This window comes from Anabaena sp. AL09, assembly GCF_001672255.1.
In the GTDB taxonomy this organism is placed as follows: domain Bacteria; phylum Cyanobacteriota; class Cyanobacteriia; order Cyanobacteriales; family Nostocaceae; genus Dolichospermum; species Dolichospermum lemmermannii.
In genome coordinates this window covers 66,509-88,019 of sequence record NZ_LJOQ01000006.1, presented here as the reverse complement: position 1 = coordinate 88,019, position 21,511 = coordinate 66,509, and the positions used below count along the sequence as shown (strand labels likewise).

The window sequence follows — 21,511 nt, the reverse complement described above, 5'->3', positions numbered from 1 at the left end:
TACTATATCTCATAGCCTGCACTACATTAGTAAGTGGAGTTACTTTAGTAAATGCAGTAACTTGTAGATAAAGTAGTCAATTCATCACCAAATCAGCCGTGAAAATTCCAAATGCAATCTGGACATTACTCATTGGCATTGTCCTCACCCTCGCCAGTCTCTGGTACGGTCAAAATCACGGTCTGTTACCTGTAGCGGCCACCGATGAAGCCCCCTTGATAGATGGTCTATTCAACACCATGATGACTGTTTCTACAGGCATATTTTTGATTGTTGAAGGTGTTTTAATTTACGCTGTTATTAGATATCGTCGTCGGGCTGGTGACAATGAAGATGGTCTACCAATTGAAGGTAATGTACCACTAGAGATACTCTGGACGGCGATCCCCGCAATTATCGTCATCGGTATTTCTGTCTACAGTTTTGATGTATACAACAACATTGGCGGCTTTGATCCCCATTCGGCTCATGCTGCACCAATGATGAAAGAGGCTATGAATATGCCCGGAACGGCAATGGCTGCCACTCTAATTAATGCAGATGCGTCTGTACAAGAATCACAGTTAGATAGTAACTCTGATGCAGTTAGTAAACCAGCAGAATTAATCATTAATGTGACTGGAATGCAATATGCCTGGTTATTTACCTATGCAGATACCGACGTGACAACTGGTGAACTGCATTTACCTATTGGCAAAACGGTGGAAATCAATATGACAGCCAGTGATGTTATCCACGCCTTTTGGATTCCAGAATTTCGGGTGAAACAGGATGCCATTCCTGGTAGACAAACCAATTTGCGTTTTACTCCCAGAAAAGCGGGTGATTATCAACTTATTTGTGCTGAATTGTGTGGCCCTTACCACGGGGTGATGAAAAGCCAAGTTGTGGTAGAGACACAAGCAGCTTTTGATAGTTGGATGCAAGAACAGCTACTTGCTGGTAAAGATATTCCCAATCAAGCGGTAGCAATGAATTCCATGGCCATGACTGCCGATGAATTTCTCTCTCCTTACACTCAGGATATGGGCATTCACTCAGAAATTCTGCATCAAATTAAGTAGTTTAAGAATTACAAGAGTTGCAGCAGTTACAAAAAAAGATTTTGAACCTTTAAGTTATACATTCACGCAGGGGAGGTAGGGGAGGTAGGGGAGGTAGGGGAGGTAGGGGAGGTAGGGGAGGTAGGGGAGGTAGGGGGAGAAATTTCTGTCTTCTTTCTGTCTTCTTTCTTCCTTCCTTCTGAACTCCTGACTCGACTCCTGACTCCTGACTCCTGACTCCTGACTCCTGACTCCTGACTCCTGACTCCTGACTCCTGACTCCTGACTCCTGACTCCTGACTCCTTTTTAAAATATGACACAAACACAGTTACAAGAAACGGATAATAGCCCCAAACCAACGGAAGAACACCAGGAAAGGCATTGGCGAGACTTTTTTGGTTTTAGTACCGACCATAAGGTGATTGGAATTCAATATCTGGTAACATCGTTTATTTTTTACTGCATTGGCGGCGTAATGGCTGATTTAGTGCGGACAGAATTACGGACTCCAGAGGTAGATTTTGTCACGCCAGAAGTCTATAACAGCCTGTTTACCCTCCATGCCACAATCATGATTTTTTTGTGGATTGTGCCAACAGGGGCGGGATTTGCTAACTATTTAATCCCGCTGATGATTGGGGCGAGAGATATGGCATTTCCGCGCCTGAATGCGGTAGCTTTTTGGATGGTTCCCCCAGCAGGTGTATTACTGGTTGCCAGTTTGGCGGTAGGTGATGCCCCGGATGCTGGTTGGACTTCTTACCCGCCGCTGAGTTTGGTGACAGGCCAGGTGGGTGAGGGGATTTGGATTATGAGTATCTTGCTATTGGGAACTTCTTCGATTTTGGGGGCGATGAATTTTCTCGTCACCATTTGGAAGATGCGTGTTCCTAGTATGGGCATCTTTCAAATGCCGTTGTTTTGTTGGGCGATGATAGCAACTTCGGCTTTAGTGTTGGTATCTACACCAGTATTAGCTGCGGCTTTGATTTTGTTGGGTTTTGATTTGTTGGCAGGAACAAACTTTTTTAATCCCTCTGGGGGCGGAGATCCTGTTGTTTATCAGCATATGTTCTGGTTTTATTCTCACCCAGCGGTTTATATTATGATTTTGCCTTTCTTTGGGGCAATTTCGGAAATTCTGCCAATTCATGCCCGCAAACCGATTTTTGGCTATAAAGCGATCGCTTTTTCATCCCTAGCTATCAGCTTCTTAGGCTTAATCGTCTGGGCGCACCATATGTTTACCAGTGGTGTCCCTGGTTGGTTGCGGATGTTTTTCATGATCACTACCATGATCATCGCTGTCCCCACTGGGATTAAAATTTTCGGTTGGTTAGCAACTCTCTGGGGTGGCAAAATCCGCTTCACTAGTGCCATGTTATTTGCTATCGGCTTTTTAGCAACTTTTGTGATTGGTGGCATTAGTGGCGTAATGTTGGCTGCTGTTCCTTTTGATATTCACGTTCACGATACTTACTTTGTGGTGGCACATCTCCACTATGTTTTGTTTGGTGGTAGTGTGTTAGGAATTTTTGCGGCTATTTATCACTGGTTCCCGAAAATGACGGGACGGAAAATGAACGAATTTTGGGGTCAGGTGCATTTTGCCTTAACCATGATTGGTTTAAATATGACTTTCTTACCCATGCACAAGCTGGGATTGATGGGTATGAACCGCCGGATTGCTGAATATGATCCTAAGTTCACGGCTTTAAATGAAATCTGTACCTACGGATCTTATATATTGGCGGTTTCGACGTTACCATTTATCATCAATGCCGTTTGGTCTTGGTTCTATGGGGAAAAAGCCGGTAATAATCCTTGGCAGGCGTTAACTTTGGAATGGATGACTTCTTCTCCTCCCAGTATTGAGAATTTTGAAACTCTCCCTGTTTTGACTACTGGTCCATACGATTATGGGGTGAGTGAGGAAAGAATTGAAACTGAACCTGTATTAACTCCCCAAACTGAATCAGCACTTTAGAAAAGGCACAGGGCGTAGGGGGAAGATTTTTCTGTTTTCTTCCTCCTGACAACTGACAACTGACAACTGACAACTGACAACTAAAAATTTATGCAAGGTCAAATTATTGACACGGGGAAAACTGAATTAAGTCACCACACAACTGTTTCTCATCATGAGGAACATCCAGATCATCGTTTGACTGGTTTATTTATGTTCCTTGTGGCTGAGGGAATGATTTTTATGGGTTTGTTTGGTGCATACCTGACTTACCGTTCTACTATTCCTGTCTGGCCACCAGTAGGGACACCGGATTTAGAATTGTTGTTACCTACTGTGAATACTTCTATTTTGATAGCTAGTAGTTTTGTGATGCACAATGCTGATACGGCTATTAAAAAGAATGATACTAAGGGAATGCGGATTTGGTTGGCAATTACCGCAGTTATGGGGGCTATTTTTTTGGCAGGTCAGGTTTATGAATATACTCATTTAGAGTTTAGTCTGACTACCAATTTATTCGCTAGTACGTTTTATGTGTTGACTGGTTTTCACGGTTTGCACGTTACTATCGGTGTTTTAGCGATTTTAGCAGTGTTGTGGCGATCGCTTACCCCCGGACACTACAGCAATGAAAAACGATTCGGGATTGAAGCAGCGGAAATTTACTGGCATTTTGTAGATGTAATTTGGATTATTTTGTTCGGATTACTGTATTTACTCTAGGTATTTATTACTGGCGTTGTTCACTCCACTCGAATAACCTACAATCCCCCTTCTTTGGGGGGTAGAAACAGCTTGATAATTTCTACCCATAACTATCCATATATTACTGTTTGTCCAAGTCTTCAATTAGTTGATCAACAAAATCCCTCAACCGTTGCTGCTGTGTCAGGGACGGGTTTTTTATTTTCTCTCTTTAAACTTTCTCAACTTGCTTGGGTGCTTCCATTAGCAATACCTTGTCCAAATCGAAAAAAGTCTTGATTTGTAGGTTGGGTGAGGTACGTTCACGAAGTGTGGCGATAGCTTGCGTGGCGACGTAGGAGCCATAGCCATAACCCAACAAATGCGTCGGGTTGCGCTGTCGCTTAACCCGACCTACAAAAAATGGACAAGATATTGATTAGAGTAAATAATTGTCCTCATCTAATTATTCGCAAAATTTGATGATTTATTTGGAGATTTAAGAGTTATTATTTTTAGCAAAGATAAATTTAAAAACTTTCATAAACCGAATTAATGTGGTGTCTTATCCCCAAGTTTGTATTTCACAGCCTAGCTGTCCTATTCATTTAGTTGGCAAAACAGGACAAGCTGTAGAGATTTCTATTCATACTCCCAGTCCATATATCTGTGCCAATTGCGAACAGATATTACCAGATTGGAAACAGCAGCAGTTTTTGTGGGTAGTGGTTGTTTTACAGCAATCACAATATTCTCTAGAAGAAATGACCACAGAAACAGAAATAGAAAAGGAAAAGCTGCGGGAAAAATTTATGCGTTTTGGTTGCGATTTGGCATTTAATTTGCGCGACCGCGGGTATTTAACAGACTTGATAGATCCCCGGACAGGTTATCCATTACTGTCTCATTCTGGCTTAGTTCCCCACGATGATACAGCAGTAGCCCAAGCCTTACTCAAGTATCCCGCAATTGAAAATAAATGCCATGTTCTTGTGCATCCTCAATGGGGAACTGCTGTTTATCCCAGTGTCATGCTTTCAGAAGCACCTCCAGACATCATTGAATCAGTCACTCAAGCCATAGCACCAATGCACGGTTGGATGGAGGTTTAGTAGAGCAAGGGGATGTAGGGGGGAGGAGGTAGAGGAGGTAGGGGAGGTAGAGGAGGTAGGGGAGGTAGAGGAGGTAGAGGAGGTAGGGGAGGTAGGGGAGGTAGAGGAGGTAGAGGAGGTAGAGGAGGTAGAGGAGGAGGTAGGGGAGGTAGGAATAAGATTTTTTCCACTGACAACTGACAACTGACAACTGACAAAATAAATGTGTAGGCTAGAATTACGAAGCTTTTAGTCAGAGGAAGGGAGTATGGATAGTAACAATTGGTTGCAACAGTTAATGATGTTGGGTATTGGCACAACTTCTTTAGTTGCAGACAAACTGAAAGAAGTCAGTGACGAACTCGTTAAAGACGGTAAACTCAATCCTGAGCAAGCTAAGGCGGTAATGGATGATCTTGTTACCCAATTACAGTCTGAACAAGGTAATTGGGATGAGCAAATGCACCGACAAATGCGGAATATGATGCAGGACTTGGGAGTTGCCCGTCAGTCAGAAGTAGATGAATTACGGGGAAGAATTGACCGTTTAGAGCGTCAGGTTCGGGATTTGGAAAATAAGCTGTGGCGCTAAAAGGTCATTTCTGATTTAAACTAATTTGTGTTCTATCGGTAATCTGATCATCAGTAATTAAAACAGAGAGGGCTGATTTTGAAAGGGATTTTCCTCAGCGTGGTGTTAATGCTGGTATGTGTTGGCGTTTTAGTATTTACCCAAATTAGTGGTCAAAAAGATACTGCAATCGGTAATTCTTCCCCAACACAACCAACCACCACTGTCACTCAAGAAAACAATACTCTAATAAAGAGCAATACCATGTCTGAAGCTAAAGTTGTTACTACCGACTCTGGATTAAAATATGTGGAACTAGTCGAGGGAACGGGCGCAATTCCCCAAACTGGCCAAACCGTTGAGGTTCACTATATCGGTACTTTAGAAGATGGGACTAAATTTGATAGTTCGCGCGATCGCGGTAAACCCTTTAGCTTTAAAATTGGTGTAGGACAAGTAATTAAAGGTTGGGACGAAGGCGTAATCACTATGAAAGTAGGTGGCCGTCGCCAATTAATTATCCCTGAACAATTAGGCTATGGTGCGCGTGGTGCTGGTGGTGTGATTCCCCCCTACTCTACTTTAATTTTTGATGTGGAATTGTTAGGCATTAAATAGGTAGATAGACACAATTAAATATAAGATTGGCGGACAGGATGCCCACCCCACAAAAGTTATATATTTATTGTGGGGTCGGCTTCTAACCCGCCATAGTCCTGGTTAAAAAACATATATTACATTGAGTGTGATATGAATACTGCTTATTTGGACGAATCATCTTCCTTTAGCTTTGACTTTCTTGCACCTCACCCCAGCCAAGATGCTGATTTACTCCAACAGCTATCTTTTATTCCTGGGTTGAAAGAAATTCTCATGTTACGTCAAGTTCACGCTCTAGAACACGCTACGGTTTGGGTATTAGGGGACAATAAAAAACCCTATTCACCACCAGGAACAAGCACTAATACGCAATTAGATGATGAATTATTAGGTGGTTTGTCTACCGAACAGGGATTTTTTCTATATGGTGATGTGAATATTAATGATTTGCGCCGCGCGGTAACATTAGCTAAACATCGTCTTACCAGTGGAGAATGGGATTTAGCTATACATCCCCGTTGTGGCACAAATGTATCTGTGGCTATGTTATTAACTGCTGGACTATCGGTAACTGTACCTTTTTTATTGCCGTTTCGACCAATTGAACAACTTATTGGCTTAGGTTTAGCAGCAACGGCCGCAGCGGGAATTGCACCGGATTTAGGAATGCTCACTCAGCGTTATATTACAACTTCTATCCCTTTTAATTTGGCTGTTGAAAATATTACTATTGCTCGTGATTTTTGGGGAAAGGAAAGTCATTTTGTTAAGGTATCTTGGGAAAATTAGGAGTTAATCAATCAGGAGTTAATCAATTAAGAATTAATAAACCACAAAGGAACGAAGAACACGAAGGAAGAAGAAAGAAGGAAGAAAATTTAATATTTAGTATTATGAAAAAGCTTTACTTTTTAGTTCCGGGGACAGATGATAAATTTGCTTGTGGTGGTCTTTGGGCGGAGTTGAAAACGGTTACTTTAGCTCAACAGATTTGTGCTGCTGAAGTAGTTACTTATCGTCAGCGGGAATCAGGTAAATTGTTTTTAGACGATTTATTGCAAGAGGACAATTTAAATGATGTAATTTTTGTGATTAGTTGGGGATTTGATGTTGGTAAACTTGCATCTAAATTGCCAAAATATCATGTAATTTATCATGCTCACAGTGCAGGTTATAAGATTAATTTACCATCGAGTATTCCCATAATTACAGTTAGCAGAAATTCTCTAGGTTATTGGGGACAACAAGCACCAAATTCTCTAATTTATTATTTACCTAATCAAATTAGTCAGGAATTTACTAATTTACATCAAAATCGAGATATTGATGTTTTAGTTCAAACGCGGAAATCTTCAGAATATTTAATTAAGTCATTAATTCCAGCTTTAGAAAAAAAATGTAAGGTGTTGGTTATTGATAGTTATGTAGAAGATTTACCAGCTTTATTTAATCGCACGAAAGTTTATCTTTATGATTCGGCGGAATATTGGCAATTACAAGGAGTTAGCGAAGGATTTGGTTTACAACCAATGGAAGCATTAGCTTGTGGTTGTCAGGTGTTTTCTAGTGTCAATGGGGGATTATCTGATTATTTAGATCCAGGATTTAATTGTTATAAAATCGCTGGTTATGCTTTGGAATATGACGTAGATAGAATTTTGAAAGTTTTAGCATCTTCTACATCATTGACTTTATCTGAAAATGTATTAGCAGAGTATAGAACTGAGAATATTATCCAACGCTTGCGGGTAATTTTAACAGAAATTAATGATTTCTTTACTCATGAAAATAATTACTCAAATCCAATTGCCAATTTGACAAAAATCCGGTTAGCAAAATTGTTTATACAGAGAATTTTTGGTAAAATTAAGAAGAAATATTTACAAAGTAATTAAGGAATCATGAATAGACGATTATTGGTGACAGGGGGGGCTGGGTTTATTGGAGCGAATTTTGTCCATCATTGGTGTCAAGCTTATCCAAATGATAAATTAGTGGTATTGGATGCTCTTACCTATGCTGGAAATCGCTACAATTTAGCATCAGTTGCAGAAAGAGAGAATTTCCGGTTTGTCCAAGGGGACATATGCGATCGCTCTTTAGTTGATAAATTACTCTTAGCAGAAAATATAGATACTATAGCCCATTTTGCTGCCGAATCTCACGTTGATCGGTCAATTACTGGACCTGCTGCATTTGTCCAAACTAATGTAGTAGGAACTTTTACTCTTTTAGAAGCTTTTCGTCAACATTGGGAAGCAAAAACACAACCTGATAATTACCTATTTCTTCATGTTTCTACAGATGAAGTTTATGGTAGTCTCACTTCAGATGAACCAGCGTTTTCAGAAACTACAGCTTATAGTCCCAATAGTCCCTATTCAGCCTCAAAAGCTGGGAGTGATCATTTAGTTCGGGCTTATTATCATACTTATAAATTACCGACAATTATCACTAATTGCTCTAATAATTATGGTGCTTTTCAATTTCCCGAAAAGCTAATTCCTTTGATGTGTATTAACATTTTAAATGGTAAAGAATTACCTATTTATGGTGATGGAAAAAATGTTCGAGATTGGTTATATGTAGTTGATCACTGTCGGGCTTTAGATGTGGTAATCCATCAAGGAAAACCAGGAGAAAATTATAATATTGGTGGTAATAACGAAGTTGAAAATATCAGTCTGGTACAAAGTTTATGTAAAATCATGAATGAATTAGCACCAGATTTACCAGTATATCCAGCGGAAAAATTAATTACTTTTGTGAAGGATAGACCTGGACATGATCGAAGATATGCTATTAATGCCAATAAGCTAAAAACAGAATTTGGTTGGACTCCATCCGTGACAATTAATGAAGGGTTACGTTTAACTGTAGAATGGTATCTGAATAATCATGATTGGTGGAAACCTTTGTTATGAGAAATTCGTAATTATCAATTACTAGCCAATCCTTAATTCTTCTTAATAATGAATAGGAAATTTGGATTGGAGTAAATTTCTGACAGCTACTTCTAAATCATTTTCTTTAAGCAAAGATTCTCCGATGATCACTGTTTGTACACCAATTTCAGCAACAAATGATAAATCATCGGGGGTTTCTATACCTGATTCACTGATGACTAAAATTCCTAGCTTTTGAAGTTGCGATCGCCTAGCTGCCAATAATTCCTGAGTAGTGTTAATATTGATATTAAAATCACTTAAACTCTGGTTATCAATGGAAACTATTCTGACATCTTCTAATGCGAGAACCCTATCCAAATCATTTAAGTTATGAACTTGGATGATAGCATTCATCCCTAAGTAGTGAATCACTTGTAAAAAGTTTTGTAATTGCTTATCTGTCAGAATAGCAGCAATTAATAATATTGCATCTGCACCAGCGGAACGGGCTAAATAAATTTGGCAAGGATCAATGATAAAATCTTTGCAAAGTAGAGGTATTCCTACGCGATATCTGATAGCACGAAGATGATCAAACCCACCATGAAAAAACTTTTGATCAGTGATAACAGATACACAAGATGCTCCTCCTTTTTTATAAGCCTGAGCAATAGTAACTGGATCAAAATCTGGTCTAATTACACTATGATAAAGTGATGCTTTTTTCACTTCTGCAATTAAACTAGGTTTATAAATACTCAACTGCAAAGCCGTAGAAAAGTCCCGGACAGTAGGAGCAGCAGTTAACTGACGTTGCAAGGAAGCCCAAGACATATCTTTTTGTATTTGTGCAACTTCTAGTGTTTTCTGCCATACAATTTCTTTAATAATTGCTTGCATTTGATGATTATAACTTGTGGTTGGGTAGATCATAAAATCGGCATGATAGTGATAAATTTTTATTGATGAATCTTCACCTTTCCTTCTTATTTTTCAGAAAAAATTCTCACAAATCCATGTTTAAAACGCAACTACTTTAATTTCAAATCAAACCTGTCAACTTTTCTGATAGGTGGTTAATTTTGCTGAGAATTACCAAGCAAGCAGTTAGTTTTAAGTAATCTGATATAAGTACGATAGGGGATATAGTCCATAGGGTTGTAACCAGCAAATTGTAAAACTAGAACACAAGCCCAAGAATATTTACCAGATATAATCGCTTTGATTATTTGCTCTATTTGTTCAGTCTTGATTTTTTTATGAACAGATGAATTATAATCGTTAAAATTTTGACTCATAATCTGCACTCCTGTTGGTAACAACAATCATCCAATTTTTTTGAAGACTTTCCTGATACTTGTCAGCAAAGGCTTCTTTTTAAGACTACCTAAAGTTACCCTCCTAATACATGAATTATTTTTTGATTAACTTGATGATTTTTTCGCTCTTATTTTTTTACATTTAATTAATTATAATAATCTCGTTTTTTAAGTGTAATTTAAGCAGCGACAATCATATAATATTTTTCTCCATTTTTATGTTAATTTTTTTGTGTAATCAAATTACAAGTTATTTAATCCAATGCACTGGTTTGTAATTGATTATCCGTAAAATTATCACCCCCTTTTATATTTTTCTTAACTTTCATCTATATTTTTATTACCTAATGTTCTTCTTCAAACATTTTGGCTACTTGGTACTTATGATGCCAAATCAAAGGACTCCTACCTAAATATACGTACTGTTGTAACTGAAACGCCTATTGAACGTCCAAAAAGAAAACAACAGGAATTTTATTCAGGAAAGAAAAAACGTCGTTTTTTATCAATTACTGCTTGGTAAATTGCTATTAGTTGCTGGTAATTATTTTCAGGGGTATAACGTGCTTCATAAGCAGAGCGAGCATTTTTACCCATACAAATCATTTCTTCAGGATGCTCAAATGCCCATTTTATTTTATTTGCTAAATCTGTTGAATTGCCAGATTGGAAATGTAGACCAGTAACATTATTCTCGACAATTTCCGCCATACTACCCCAACCTGATGCTAATACAGGTAGGCTACAAGCAAAGGCTTCAACCATAGTTAAACCAAAAGTTTCATACCAAATTGAAGGGAAAATCAGAAATTTTGCATTATGCATTAGCTGCATGACTGCCAACTTATCCTGTTGACCTAGAAATTGGATAACATTATCAAGCCCAGCAGATTGAATACTTGCCCGTAAGTTCTCAAGCTGCGGACCAATTCCAGCTATTTTCAGCGGTATATGCAAACTATTTTGTAAATATGCATCTAGGAGAGTTGAAATACCTTTTTCCGGCGAAATTCGTCCCACAAAGAGTGCATATTCACCATTGCTTCTGGTGATATTTAATGATTGTGGATCGAAGATGTAATTAGGCTTAATGTAGATTTTTTCCCTCGGTAGCCCAGCCTGAACCATCTTTGCTTTTTGAAAAGCTGTCAGTGAAATGTAAGCATCAACTGATTTTTGCCAAGTACCGCGCTGCCCGTGAACAGCTAACATTGCAGCAACGACAGCACTTTGAAGGTGCGAACCACGATAGCAAGCGTGTAAAATACCAGACCATGCTATCCTTTTGCCCAAGCAATCTTCACAAGCAGTGTTGTTCCGAAATAGCATTGCATTGGGACAACCAAGTCTATAATTATGCAGTGTTTGTACAACAGGCACATTAGCGTTTTCACAAGCATCGTACACAGATGGAGAGAGCAGTGGAAAAAAGTTATGAATGTGTACTACATCAGGACAAAAGTGATCTATTATCTTACTCACATAGTGCTTGGACGCAGATGAATATATGGCAGAGAAAGCTGCATTAATTCTATCTTCAATGCTAACTATTTCATCATTGCCAACTTCATTTAATACAACCTGATGACCTTTTTCCTCCAGTAAAGCTTTTTCAGCCTGTACGACTGAATCTTCTCCTCCAGCATATTGATAGCGGTTATGTAGCAGTAGAACTTTCACTAGCTTAACCTTTCTAAAAATTGAGGTGATGGACTAAATTCCTACCGAGTTAAAGCATCAGTCTCCGAAACTTTCTTGCTAACAACCTCTAAATAAAGTTTATGCAAACTCTCTCCCACAACTTGCCAACTGTAGTTTTCATTGACTAGTTTCCGACCTGCCTGACCCATACTCACTATTAGTTCTGGATTTTGAACTAAATGAATCATTGCGGCCGCTAGGTCTCGTACAGCTTGATATGGTTCGTCAGCAGCAATTTTCAAGCCAGTTTCCTCTGTAACTTGAACAGCCGGTCCACCTAAATCTAGACAGATAACAGGACGACCTGCTGCCATTGCTTCCATGCACACCCCCCCTCCAGAATCATGTAAGCTGGGATGAACTAGCACATGACAATCTTTTAATAAATCTAAAGCCTTTTCACGGGGCAACCTACCCCAAAATTTAACTTTTTTAGCAATTCCTAAATCTGATGCCAAAGTTTGCAGGTGATGCCATTCCGGTCCATCTCCCACAATCCAGTATTCTGTATTCGGTAGATTTGCTTGAGCAAAAGCACGCAGTCCTAAATGAAAGCCTTTCCAGTGCAAAAGTCTACCCATGCTGATAAATTTTATTATTGGCTCATTCAGGATTTCATATTGATTTAGATGCTCTATCTCTTCCACAGATAACCCTAATTGAGACTGAATTTCCACATAATTTGCGCCTATTTCATAGAGTCGTTGGGCTGTATCTTTAGTTGTAGCTCGGACTACAGCACTTCTTTTGGCAGTAAGACGGACGAACGGGTCTTGCTCTCCTAGCCAGCCAGCGCTGCTACGAGCAATTTCGTAAATTTTACCTTTCCAGCTAAAATCCTGCCAAAAACTTGCTGGTGCAGATTCTCCACCACCTACAGGACCCCAAACAAGGGGAATCGGTAGGAGTGAGAGGAAACAAGGACTGGAATACTTAACAAAGGTGACATGGTGGCTCAAGTCAAAGCCAATTTCCTGATGTAAGTCACGGGCGACAAAATAGGCTTGAATTTGCCAGAGGTAATAGTGAAGCTGCATTCCCCCAGACTGTCCCCAGCGTCTACTATCTTGCCAAAAGGGGAGGGTAAAGTAAACAAAGTGAAGATTGGGAACAGGGTGACGTGCTAATTCTGCGTTGATGATATCCTGACTCTCATCGGGTCGAGTGAGTACCCAGACTTCATGGTATTTAGCAGCTTCTCGGACAATATTCCAACCCACACCAGGTTCTGAACCTATACCTGGTTCGCAGGAGTAAGCAGACATTAAAATCTTCATATTTATACTTGTATTGAGTAATTAACACTCTTCTGTCCAGGTAAGAGACAAGAAATATCCCCCCTGCTCTGTACTGTGCCTCTGCCGCGTCTGTTTCTTCAGTCGTTGTTCTTGCCATGCTAGTCCTAGAATAAAAGCAATAGAAAGCATGAAGCCTGGTTCTTCCATTTGAGTAAAAATAAAACCCATCACGAGAACAGTTAGTAAAGTAACTTTTAAGGAATCATCTAGACCAAAATGTTGCCAAGTTAAATACCATAGAAATAGGTATGCTCCTACACCCAAAAGCCCTAAATCTCCCCATATTCCAGCCCAACCAAAAATGGGGCTGAAGAGACTGGAACTATAACAAAGCCAAAAACTATTGACAAAATCCATTGCTTCCTGACTAATTGGATTGGTGGTAGCACCTAGTGGTCCGAGTATAGACCAATAATCTCTAAGAAACCATACTCCTAGACGGCTGACAGTATGTCCAGGACCTAGACCAAACAACCAATTCAGATAGGATTGATAATGAGATAAAATAGAATGCACCGAGTAGAATTTGGCATACCAAGCTTGACCGTCTGATCCGTAAAGTTCCGGTCGCGCCCAGGCCGTAAATCCAGCAAATGCTTCTAAATTTTGTACGCACCAAAGAAATCCGTATCCGAAGAAAGTGATCGCACTCAGAAATTTGATCGTTTTACCAAAATCCTTTGAATTCACTAAGATTAGAAGAATCCAGGCAACTAAATAAGCAAGTAAAAGTTGTTTGGAATCGGAAAAGAGAATCTGCCAAAAACCAGCGATAACTGCCCCGATTCTCATCCATAGCGGAAAACTCTTTTCATTAGTGAAGAAGTATAAAGCAAAGGCAATTGATACCGAAGCGGATACATAATTACCAGCCCCGGTAGGGAAAAAAACTCCGCCACATCCGTCTGTTCCATTGAGTCCCTTCGCATAGAGTTTTCCTGCATCAATTAGAGGTTTTTGGACAGCAGCGAGGACAAAGTTAATCAAAACAGACCACATCAGCCACTTCTTGATGCGGGTAATGGATTCAAAAGACATGGGAATACAGACTATAGCCAGCAGAAACATGAAAGGTTCTGCCAGCATCATGAAAGAGACGACGGCATTAATTAAGCCTGTGTTATTCCATAATGCACTAGCTAAAACTGCAACTAGAAAAATCAAAAGTCCTAATACAAAAGAATAGGCAATATTAATTTGTTTGCGATCTTTTGCCCGACTGGTAAATAATACAACTCCTAAAACAAAGGGAACAACTGCGAAGTGAGCAAGGTTAAAAATTGAAGGAGCGTGAGTAATGGCACAAAAAATACGGGAGTAGAAAACTACGGAAAAGGCAAGGATAATTAAGCTTGTATTATCAATCCATCCTTTCTTTTTTGGTTTCTTAGTTGTGGGTGGATGCAAATACATAATTTGCCTACTGTATGACTGGAGAATGTATATAGAATTTTTCCATTTGATGCAATAAATAAACCTTGATAGAGTCAAAACAGGAGATAGAGTAATATATGTAATTTATACTGATTCTCAATGAGATGTGGTAGGGGAGCATCCACTTTTGGAAGAAACATAATTCTCGCACTCCAAAAACCCTACTATATGGTTCATCTAAAAAAGGCTATCCGCCAAAAGTGGATGCTCCCTGTGATAGTGCCTTCAAAATTCATTAATGCCTAATTAGATAACTTAAACGTTCCTCGAATACGCTGCCTTTTAGAACTGCAACATAATCAGATGTTCCCCGTAAATAAGTTCGATCACTTAGCAAGTCTACAACCTCCGTTTTAAGAAAGCTTTTGTATATTCTGAAAAGTTTATAATCATAACTATGAAGAAGCTGAACAACTGGATCTGTAGCATTACAATTCTCATGTCGTTCAAAAACAATGCTTCCGATTTTATGTTCATGAAGGGCTTTTTTCATCCCCTCAAATACCTCAAGCTCATGTCCTTCAACATCTATCTTGCAAAGAGCTACCTGAGATATATTATTTTCCTCTAACCAGGCATCAAAAGTAGTAACATCTACCTTGATATTTTCGCGAGTTGATCTCTTGATAGCGAAGTGTGGAAGAGTAGTATCTTCATCGTCTTTTTTAATATGTGACCATCCAGGTTGCACCGATTCCACTGTCATTGTTATTTGTCCAGAGTAATTTGACAGAGCTTTTGGAATTAAGGTGACGCAAGAAATGCAATTTGCCTTCAAATTTTCCATCAGACATTCTTGCAGTCGAGGAACAGGTTCAAAACAATAAATATGACCTGATGAACCCACATATGGCAAAATTTGGAGAGATGTGTCGCCAATATTTGCACCTATGTCACACACAATATCCCCAGACTGAATGAGACGACCAATTACAACAGTAATCCAGGTTTCAAAGTCTCCAAACCAGAATAAGTTCTTAACAATATAATCTTGTCCGCATGGGTAAGCAGCATATTTTATACCATATTTGGCTTCAAATTCCCCAAAGTTATTTGGTACATCTGGTAGTTTGCTCAATAAACTTGCCCGTGGTTGCTGAAATGGATAATGCTTTGTGAATGCACGCAAAGTAGTCAAAATCATATTTTTCATACCCCCTCAATATCTAATTTCAAAAGATAAATATTACTAATCTCTTTTAAATAATTATCTAGTTGTAAATTAACACTAATGTATGGGTTATTGTAGACAAATTGGCAAAATTTACAGTTGATTTTTTTATAAATTATTGAAGATTCCTATAGGTTACAAAAGTTTTCTCATAAATCGTCGCTACCTGTTCTGCTGTATTTTGCCAGTTAAAAAACTGTGACCTAGATAGTCCTTTCTCAATTAAGTTTGCATAGAGAACGGGGTTTTTATAAAGCTCAATCACTGCATCTGCGATCGCTTGCGGACAATTGGGATCTATCATTATCCCCGCATCTCCTACTACTTCTGGCAAAGATGAAACATTAGAAGTAATCACAGGAGTACCACAAGCCATTGCTTCCACAATTGTTAATCCAAATCCTTCATATAAAGAGGGAGCTAAAAGCACATCAGCGGCATTGTAAATTTGCACTAGACGGGCTTTGTCTGGATTACCTAAATTGAAAATATATGATTCCAGATCGTGCGCTTGAATAAAGGCTTGTTGCTCCTGCGTAAATCTATCTCCTGTTTTCCATAGACATATTGGAAATCCCTGTTCTTTTAAATCTTTTAATACTCGCAGGACTGTCAAAATGTTTTTGCGTTGATGGGTGCTACCAACATTCAGCAAGCAAAAAGTTTCAGGTGATTGCGTATACTGCTTACGAATCTCGGCCACTTCTGGATTAGGAAGCACTTGAAATTCTGAACTTATGCCATTGAGAGCAACAGTGATTTTGCTTGGCTTAATCTCTAACATCCGGGTGACATCTTCAGCCGTATTGCTAGAAACTGCAATTACATGATTTGCTTTTTCCATCCCACTTACTGAATATTTCCACATAGCCGTACTCAATGCGGGAATCCGTGATTGATCTCGCAAAATTTCTGGATAGATGAAATGCACCAAGTCATGACAGGTGACAACTACAGGCTTATTAGCTCGATGTAGTCCATAGACGATATGAGCATCGCTTTGGTCAATTACATGAAAAATATCTGCCTCTAATTGAGAGACAGCGCGGGGATGTCGCCAAAAAGTTTCATAATATTTTTTAATACCTAAGCCTGATAGATAGAGTTTGTCAGAGCTATTCCAAGGAATGGGAGCAATTTCGGCAATTTCCCAATTTGGTCGCACTGTCTTTAATCCTGCTACTAGGTTGTCAGCATAGACCTCTAGACTAAACGTAGATCCTGGTACTCGTCGCACAATCATTATTCGCATTACATATCTCCAAATAAATTGATTTGATATTTCCAATACTACTTAAATCATGACTATTTCTAGTTGAGAATTAGCTTGAATAGCCTGATCTAGAATAGCGGCAGTCTTAGCTAGAGAACGCTGCATATAATGACTTTCAAATGTAGAATTATCAGAGTTAAAAGTTAATGCTAAAGCTTGCTGTATAGCTAGTTCTAAATCTGTCTCGTCTTGATAAACTACTCCAACTTTTGTTGGATAGTTAACTTGACTACTCATCAAAGGAAAATCTGGACAGACGACATAAGTTCCTACATTAATTGCATCCCCAGCAACACCACTACATCTGTAAAAATACTTTGATTTTTCATAATTCAATACAATAATATCACAGGCTGATAAAGCAGCCATATAGGCATCATTAGTAGATGTATCAATCAACTTAATTCCCTCTAAATCCATCCCGTTAAAACATGAAAAATCATCAGTACCAATAATAAGTAAAATATCTGAATTCTTAGCAATCTTTAACATTAAATTCAGGGTATTAGAAAAATTTTTTCCTTTCCTTGATTCTCCAATAATGCCAACTTTTTTCTTGCTCATTTCCTGATCATCAGATAACTCATATTCATTGGCAATTGTTCCACTATTAACAACAGAATGAGGTAATGATATATGTCTTTCTAATTCTTGTTTTTTATAACCTAAATCCATTAAAATAGAAGAAGTTTCCAGGATAATAAATTTGTATTTTAGATTGTGATACATCTTGAGCATGAAATTCATGAATGGGTTTTCATAAGCTTGTTGAACATTGTGATTGTTTACTAGATAAACATTTTGAGTCCAAAAAGAAACTAAGAAAGATAAAAACAGAAATTCTGTTGAGAAAGCATATATGATCACTGCATCTTTATCTTTATGCATATTGATTTTTATCCCTAAATCAATATGCATGATGACTAATGTGATTACTTTAAAAACTTTTTGCAGCAAAATATTCTTAATCTTTGGAAACAGACTAGGTGCATTACCTGTAATAACGCAGATATCATTTTTTGAGAATTTAGCCGATTCAATTAGCATTAGTTCTAAATTGTTACGCATCTCTATCTCCTCCTTTAAAAATAGCCAAAAAGATATTTACCGATCAAACTTTTTTCTTAATCTTCTTCAAATGGTCTGCTAATCTCAAAGCAAATGCCACGATCATAAATGTGGAATTGGCTTGACCAGAAGTTACGAAAATAGAACTACTGGCAACAAATAAATTATCTACGCCATGAACGTTGCAGTTAGTTCCGACAACACCATCTTGGGGATGTTCTGACATTCGCGTTGTCCCAACTTGATGAAATCCATCTCCAGCCTGTTCCCAGACGCTAGATTCAGGATCATCAGTTACATACTTTAAATAACCACAGTTATGCTCTCTGAGGTACTGATCCCAATATTTATGAGCTTGAACCACACCGTCTATATCTTGCTGTGTGAACTGAAGATTGATATTCAGTCTTCGCATTCCTATTGCATCCCTTTCATCTGATAGGGTGACAGCGCTATTGGGGTTGGGTATCTGCTCACTGTGATAGTGCAAAGGATATTCATTAGCAGCACTGTAGACAAACAAGGCCGGAATTTTTCTTTTGGCAATATATCGCCCATAGCCAAAACGAGGAACAAAAGCGATAGCCTGTTTAAAGTCTTTCAAAACATTCATAATATGCGCTCGATAGACCCCCTGATTCTCTTTTCCTATCGCAGCTTTTCGCATTGCTGTTGAGGTTAAATAATTTCTCAACACGGGCATATTTAAGGCTAAATAGGCAGAAGATAAAACGCCATTTTGATGAGATGGATCACCAAATTTGGGAGATCCTAGCCAAGCTACAATATTGGGAAGTTGTTTTTCATGTAAGAACTCACGAGTGAAGGAGAAACGACGACGCACATAAATTTTGTCTGGATCTCGATCAAATCCAAAAACAGTATCCTTGGGTGGTCTGGTGAAATGTATAAGGGCAATATCTCCCGAAAGATGCCCCATGTAGAACTTTCCTAAAAGTCCACTATGGTTGCCGATGCCACCTGGATGCTGCCGATCAGAGGCAAGTAGTAGACGAGTAGTGTTTAATGCACCACCTGCCAGTACATACTTTTGACATTTCACCCAAATATTCTTACCTCCCAAGGTTTTGGCATGAAGTAACTCAACCTGAGTGCCTTGTTCATTAGTTTCAATTTCAGTGCAAGTTAAGCCATAAAGTAGTTTGATCTTTTGGGACTGCTGCAAATCATGAAAATATTCTTTACCAAAGTTGGTAGGGAGAGACCATCTTTCTAGGGTTGAGTTAAGTACCTCTGCATCAGGTAATCCTGGAACAATGGATTTCTGCTGGATGTTGGAGATATTTTTGATATTAAACTCTGACTGACCACAAAAGAAATAGTCACACGCCCTTTGAAAGTAACCTGCAATTTCTTGATAAGTGATAGGCCAATCTGAATTCTGAATATAAGGTCGCTGATCAAAATCCACAGGGTCGTAAGGCAAACAACGCCCACCCCAAATGATGGATGTTCCTCCCAATTGTCTGCGAGTACATTCTGACATGGGTGCATGCAAAGTGGGATCAAAATGACTGGCTTCACCAAGATTTTGAATCTCCTCGGAGAAATGTAAACGTCCACTCTCGATGAGAGCAACTTCGTATCCTGCCTTAGCTAACTCTAAGGCTAAAACAATACCAGCCGGACCTGAGCCAACTATTGCAATATCTGCTCTGAAAGTAGTTTCATTTTCAAGATTTTCTGCATCAATAAACATTTTTATGATTATACCTTTAGTTTAATAACGTAAGTTGCCACATTGTCAGAATCAGGATATCCAGGATTAAAGGATGAACAGGATGAAAATAAGGCTTTTATCACCAATTACTTATTATTAGCCTTAACTTGCCAATATGAATGGGATAACCACGGATGAATCCCAGGGGCAAGACTAGCTATATTGACAAAAAGCATCCCGGCAATTGTGATGCCGCGAAAAGTATCTAGGGAATGCAGACGAACCGATTGTTTGAGAGAGTGCATACATTGAAAGTTCCTGATGATCCAAGCGATTGGAAGTCACAACTACATAGACAAATCCTCAATGTAGTCTTAGTCCGCGCAGGCGGACTTAGTTTGTATAGCAGCGATTTCTAATCGTCGGGGCTTGTTTTCAATAGTGGGGGTTGCTTTGGCAGCAAAATACTTGAGGATGACCTCAATATTTTTTTCCACTTCACGGAGGGAGTAGCTAGGATAGGTTGGCAAGTACAATAACTCTTTCTCAACTTGTTTGGCGTTGGGGCAATCCCGATAAAACTCCTCAAATCGAGGTGAATCTGCGGTACTGGTAAAATGACCTGCGGCGATATCTCGACCTTGCTCAAACATAAACTTGAGTAGATCATCTCTGTGAGAATAGAGAACTGGAAACCAAAGGTAGGTATGAGAGCCATCATTACGGAGGGGAGGTAAGATTAAACCATGAATATCTTTTAGCCCTTCATAATAAATATGGGCATATTCGATTCTGGTTTTGATATTCCGATCAACATTTTTAATCTGTGACAAACCAAGACTAGCTTGTAATGAGGTAAATTGAGATTTGTAAATATCAGGAAGTTCTTTTGCTGGTTTACTTTCTTGAGGTTTTCTCCTAACTTTACTGTTAACAAATTCAATATTATTGAGATAACTGAACCGCAGAATTGGGTAGGTTAAAAGTTGAAAAAGAATAGGCGAACTAGCAATATCATGTATCAACCCTTTTTTAACTTTTTGGGTAATACCAGGCAGGGGAGGATGGGAAAATTCCTTTAATTCCGAACGAATTTTCTCAATCACATCTTGGCGATGAGAAACTACAACTCCTCCAAGAAACGTAGGTAGATTTTTGTGCATTTCCAAACTAAATACACCAACATCACCAATAGTACCAACTGGTTTTTCTTGTTCTTGTACGCCAAATGATTGAGCGGCATCTTCAATTATCGGGATATTGTAGCGATCGCAAATTTCTTTAATGTGATGTGCTTCAGCCGCAAGCCCATGTAAATGAGTAATCAAGACTGCCCCAGTATTAGGATTAATTAAACGCTTTACTTCAGCCGCAGAAATATTACAAGTCTCTATTTCAATATCAGCAAATACGGGACGACCTCCCGCAAAAATTACCATGTTGATTACATCAACAATTGTATAGGGCGACAAAATTACTTCTTGTCCAGGCTTGATTAAGGCTTTGATAGCTAAATATATCCCCAGGCGACATTGATAAACACAAACTGCGTAATCAGTTTTAAATCTCTCGCAAAGTACCTGCTCAAACAAGTCAATTTTTTTGCTGTCTGGCCATAATCTTCCAACTAGGATGTAGTTCAAAAATGTGAGGTAGCTGTTGAGATTTGTATAAAGGCGATTCTTAGGATTAGGGCTAAAATTGAACATATATATCCTT

At 38.8% G+C, this 21,511-nt stretch carries 22 protein-coding genes; 9 read left to right on the top strand and 13 right to left on the bottom strand.

From position 1 onward, the window contains the following. The first annotated feature begins 98 nt into the window (after positions 1-98). Complete coding sequence (locus AN490_RS01055) at positions 99-1,064, top strand: cytochrome c oxidase subunit II (protein ID WP_299999113.1); 966 nt, start codon at positions 99-101, stop codon at positions 1,062-1,064. A 54-nt stretch (positions 1,065-1,118) separates the two neighbouring features. On the opposite strand, the gene AN490_RS01050 is transcribed toward AN490_RS01055, so the two are convergent. Continuing rightward, positions 1,119-1,364 carry a hypothetical protein gene (locus AN490_RS01050; protein ID WP_299999111.1) on the bottom strand — a complete coding sequence of 82 codons (246 nt, stop codon included), beginning with the start codon at positions 1,362-1,364 and terminating at the stop codon, positions 1,119-1,121. On the opposite strand from AN490_RS01050, the gene ctaD reads away from it, so the two are divergent. From ctaD to AN490_RS01035, 3 genes are all read left to right on the top strand, one after another. Next, complete coding sequence (gene ctaD, locus AN490_RS01045) at positions 1,358-3,031, top strand: cytochrome c oxidase subunit I (protein ID WP_299999109.1); 1,674 nt, start codon at positions 1,358-1,360, stop codon at positions 3,029-3,031. The two genes, AN490_RS01050 and ctaD, sit on opposite strands and share 7 nt — an antisense overlap. A 90-nt stretch (positions 3,032-3,121) precedes the next feature. Next, positions 3,122-3,736 carry a heme-copper oxidase subunit III gene (locus tag AN490_RS01040; RefSeq protein ID WP_299999107.1) on the top strand — a complete coding sequence of 205 codons (615 nt, stop codon included), beginning with the start codon at positions 3,122-3,124 and terminating at the stop codon, positions 3,734-3,736. A gap of 518 nt (positions 3,737-4,254) precedes the next feature. Next, on the top strand, positions 4,255-4,809 hold the full coding sequence (locus AN490_RS01035; protein WP_299999105.1) for a methylmalonic aciduria and homocystinuria type D protein: 555 nt from the start codon (positions 4,255-4,257) through the stop codon (positions 4,807-4,809). On the opposite strand, the gene AN490_RS01030 is transcribed toward AN490_RS01035, so the two are convergent. After that, positions 4,806-5,006 carry a hypothetical protein gene (locus tag AN490_RS01030; protein WP_299999103.1) on the bottom strand — a complete coding sequence of 67 codons (201 nt, stop codon included), beginning with the start codon at positions 5,004-5,006 and terminating at the stop codon, positions 4,806-4,808. The genes AN490_RS01035 and AN490_RS01030 overlap by 4 nt on opposite strands. A 50-nt stretch (positions 5,007-5,056) precedes the next feature. Here AN490_RS01030 and AN490_RS01025 point away from each other — a divergent pair, with 50 nt between their 5' ends. From AN490_RS01025 to rfbB, 5 genes are all read left to right on the top strand, one after another. Continuing rightward, a complete protein-coding gene (locus AN490_RS01025) occupies positions 5,057-5,380 on the top strand; it encodes a phasin family protein (RefSeq protein ID WP_015081007.1) in 324 nt (107 codons plus the stop codon). Between the two features lie 78 nt (positions 5,381-5,458). Then, positions 5,459-5,977 (top strand): FKBP-type peptidyl-prolyl cis-trans isomerase, encoded by a 519-nt coding sequence (locus tag AN490_RS01020; protein ID WP_235081861.1) that lies wholly within the window; start codon positions 5,459-5,461, stop codon positions 5,975-5,977. A 132-nt stretch (positions 5,978-6,109) separates the two neighbouring features. Next, positions 6,110-6,748: a DUF6391 domain-containing protein gene (locus AN490_RS01015; protein WP_299999099.1), complete on the top strand. Its 639-nt coding sequence runs from the start codon at positions 6,110-6,112 to the stop codon at positions 6,746-6,748. A 104-nt stretch (positions 6,749-6,852) separates the two neighbouring features. Further along, positions 6,853-7,854, top strand: coding sequence for a glycosyltransferase (locus tag AN490_RS01010; protein WP_299999165.1), 1,002 nt, complete (start codon positions 6,853-6,855; stop codon positions 7,852-7,854). A 6-nt stretch (positions 7,855-7,860) separates the two neighbouring features. Then, positions 7,861-8,883, top strand: a complete 1,023-nt coding sequence (gene rfbB, locus AN490_RS01005; protein WP_299999097.1) for a dTDP-glucose 4,6-dehydratase — start codon at positions 7,861-7,863, stop codon at positions 8,881-8,883. Between the two features lie 42 nt (positions 8,884-8,925). On the opposite strand, the gene AN490_RS01000 is transcribed toward rfbB, so the two are convergent. The 11 genes from AN490_RS01000 to AN490_RS00950 all read right to left on the bottom strand — a co-directional run bounded on the left by AN490_RS01000 (position 8,926) and on the right by AN490_RS00950 (position 21,501). Continuing rightward, positions 8,926-9,837 carry an indole-3-glycerol phosphate synthase TrpC gene (locus AN490_RS01000; RefSeq protein ID WP_299999163.1) on the bottom strand — a complete coding sequence of 304 codons (912 nt, stop codon included), beginning with the start codon at positions 9,835-9,837 and terminating at the stop codon, positions 8,926-8,928. Positions 9,838-9,923: 86 nt separating this feature from the next. Beyond that, on the bottom strand, positions 9,924-10,145 hold the full coding sequence (locus tag AN490_RS00995) for a HetP family heterocyst commitment protein (RefSeq protein ID WP_015081001.1): 222 nt from the start codon (positions 10,143-10,145) through the stop codon (positions 9,924-9,926). 495 nt (positions 10,146-10,640) lie between these two features. Then, the gene (locus tag AN490_RS00990; RefSeq protein WP_299999093.1) at positions 10,641-11,846 is read right to left on the bottom strand and encodes a glycosyltransferase family 4 protein; all 1,206 of its coding nucleotides are present in this window, start codon (positions 11,844-11,846) and stop codon (positions 10,641-10,643) included. Positions 11,847-11,887: 41 nt separating this feature from the next. Beyond that, the gene (locus AN490_RS00985; RefSeq protein ID WP_299999091.1) at positions 11,888-13,144 is read right to left on the bottom strand and encodes a glycosyltransferase; all 1,257 of its coding nucleotides are present in this window, start codon (positions 13,142-13,144) and stop codon (positions 11,888-11,890) included. Between the two features lie 21 nt (positions 13,145-13,165). After that, a complete protein-coding gene (locus tag AN490_RS00980; protein WP_299999089.1) occupies positions 13,166-14,578 on the bottom strand; it encodes a hypothetical protein in 1,413 nt (470 codons plus the stop codon). Between the two features lie 256 nt (positions 14,579-14,834). Continuing rightward, positions 14,835-15,752: an FkbM family methyltransferase gene (locus AN490_RS00975; RefSeq protein WP_299999087.1), complete on the bottom strand. Its 918-nt coding sequence runs from the start codon at positions 15,750-15,752 to the stop codon at positions 14,835-14,837. 133 nt (positions 15,753-15,885) lie between these two features. Next, positions 15,886-17,022, bottom strand: coding sequence for a glycosyltransferase family 1 protein (locus AN490_RS00970; RefSeq protein ID WP_299999085.1), 1,137 nt, complete (start codon positions 17,020-17,022; stop codon positions 15,886-15,888). Positions 17,023-17,064: 42 nt separating this feature from the next. Then, complete coding sequence (locus AN490_RS00965) at positions 17,065-18,111, bottom strand: hypothetical protein (RefSeq protein ID WP_299999082.1); 1,047 nt, start codon at positions 18,109-18,111, stop codon at positions 17,065-17,067. A 43-nt stretch (positions 18,112-18,154) separates the two neighbouring features. After that, a complete protein-coding gene (locus AN490_RS00960) occupies positions 18,155-19,831 on the bottom strand; it encodes a GMC family oxidoreductase (RefSeq protein ID WP_299999080.1) in 1,677 nt (558 codons plus the stop codon). Positions 19,832-19,938: 107 nt separating this feature from the next. After that, positions 19,939-20,097 carry a hypothetical protein gene (locus tag AN490_RS00955; protein ID WP_168632566.1) on the bottom strand — a complete coding sequence of 53 codons (159 nt, stop codon included), beginning with the start codon at positions 20,095-20,097 and terminating at the stop codon, positions 19,939-19,941. A gap of 69 nt (positions 20,098-20,166) precedes the next feature. Next, the gene (locus tag AN490_RS00950; protein ID WP_299999077.1) at positions 20,167-21,501 is read right to left on the bottom strand and encodes a DegT/DnrJ/EryC1/StrS aminotransferase family protein; all 1,335 of its coding nucleotides are present in this window, start codon (positions 21,499-21,501) and stop codon (positions 20,167-20,169) included. Positions 21,502-21,511 lie beyond the last annotated feature (10 nt).

Coding starts and splice junctions, on each gene's coding strand:
- AN490_RS00955 (WP_168632566.1), bottom strand. CDS start 20,097: ATGCACTCTCTCAAACAATCGGTTCGTCTGCATTCCCTAGATACTTTT.
- AN490_RS00980 (WP_299999089.1), bottom strand. CDS start 14,578: ATGTATTTGCATCCACCCACAACTAAGAAACCAAAAAAGAAAGGATGG.
- AN490_RS00960 (WP_299999080.1), bottom strand. CDS start 19,831: ATGTTTATTGATGCAGAAAATCTTGAAAATGAAACTACTTTCAGAGCA.
- AN490_RS01025 (WP_015081007.1), top strand. CDS start 5,057: ATGGATAGTAACAATTGGTTGCAACAGTTAATGATGTTGGGTATTGGC.
- AN490_RS00975 (WP_299999087.1), bottom strand. CDS start 15,752: ATGAAAAATATGATTTTGACTACTTTGCGTGCATTCACAAAGCATTAT.
- AN490_RS00970 (WP_299999085.1), bottom strand. CDS start 17,022: ATGCGAATAATGATTGTGCGACGAGTACCAGGATCTACGTTTAGTCTA.
- AN490_RS00950 (WP_299999077.1), bottom strand. CDS start 21,501: ATGTTCAATTTTAGCCCTAATCCTAAGAATCGCCTTTATACAAATCTC.
- AN490_RS01040 (WP_299999107.1), top strand. CDS start 3,122: ATGCAAGGTCAAATTATTGACACGGGGAAAACTGAATTAAGTCACCAC.
- AN490_RS01010 (WP_299999165.1), top strand. CDS start 6,853: ATGAAAAAGCTTTACTTTTTAGTTCCGGGGACAGATGATAAATTTGCT.
- AN490_RS00985 (WP_299999091.1), bottom strand. CDS start 13,144: ATGAAGATTTTAATGTCTGCTTACTCCTGCGAACCAGGTATAGGTTCA.
- AN490_RS00965 (WP_299999082.1), bottom strand. CDS start 18,111: ATGCGTAACAATTTAGAACTAATGCTAATTGAATCGGCTAAATTCTCA.
- ctaD (WP_299999109.1), top strand. CDS start 1,358: ATGACACAAACACAGTTACAAGAAACGGATAATAGCCCCAAACCAACG.
- rfbB (WP_299999097.1), top strand. CDS start 7,861: ATGAATAGACGATTATTGGTGACAGGGGGGGCTGGGTTTATTGGAGCG.
- AN490_RS00995 (WP_015081001.1), bottom strand. CDS start 10,145: ATGAGTCAAAATTTTAACGATTATAATTCATCTGTTCATAAAAAAATC.
- AN490_RS01015 (WP_299999099.1), top strand. CDS start 6,110: ATGAATACTGCTTATTTGGACGAATCATCTTCCTTTAGCTTTGACTTT.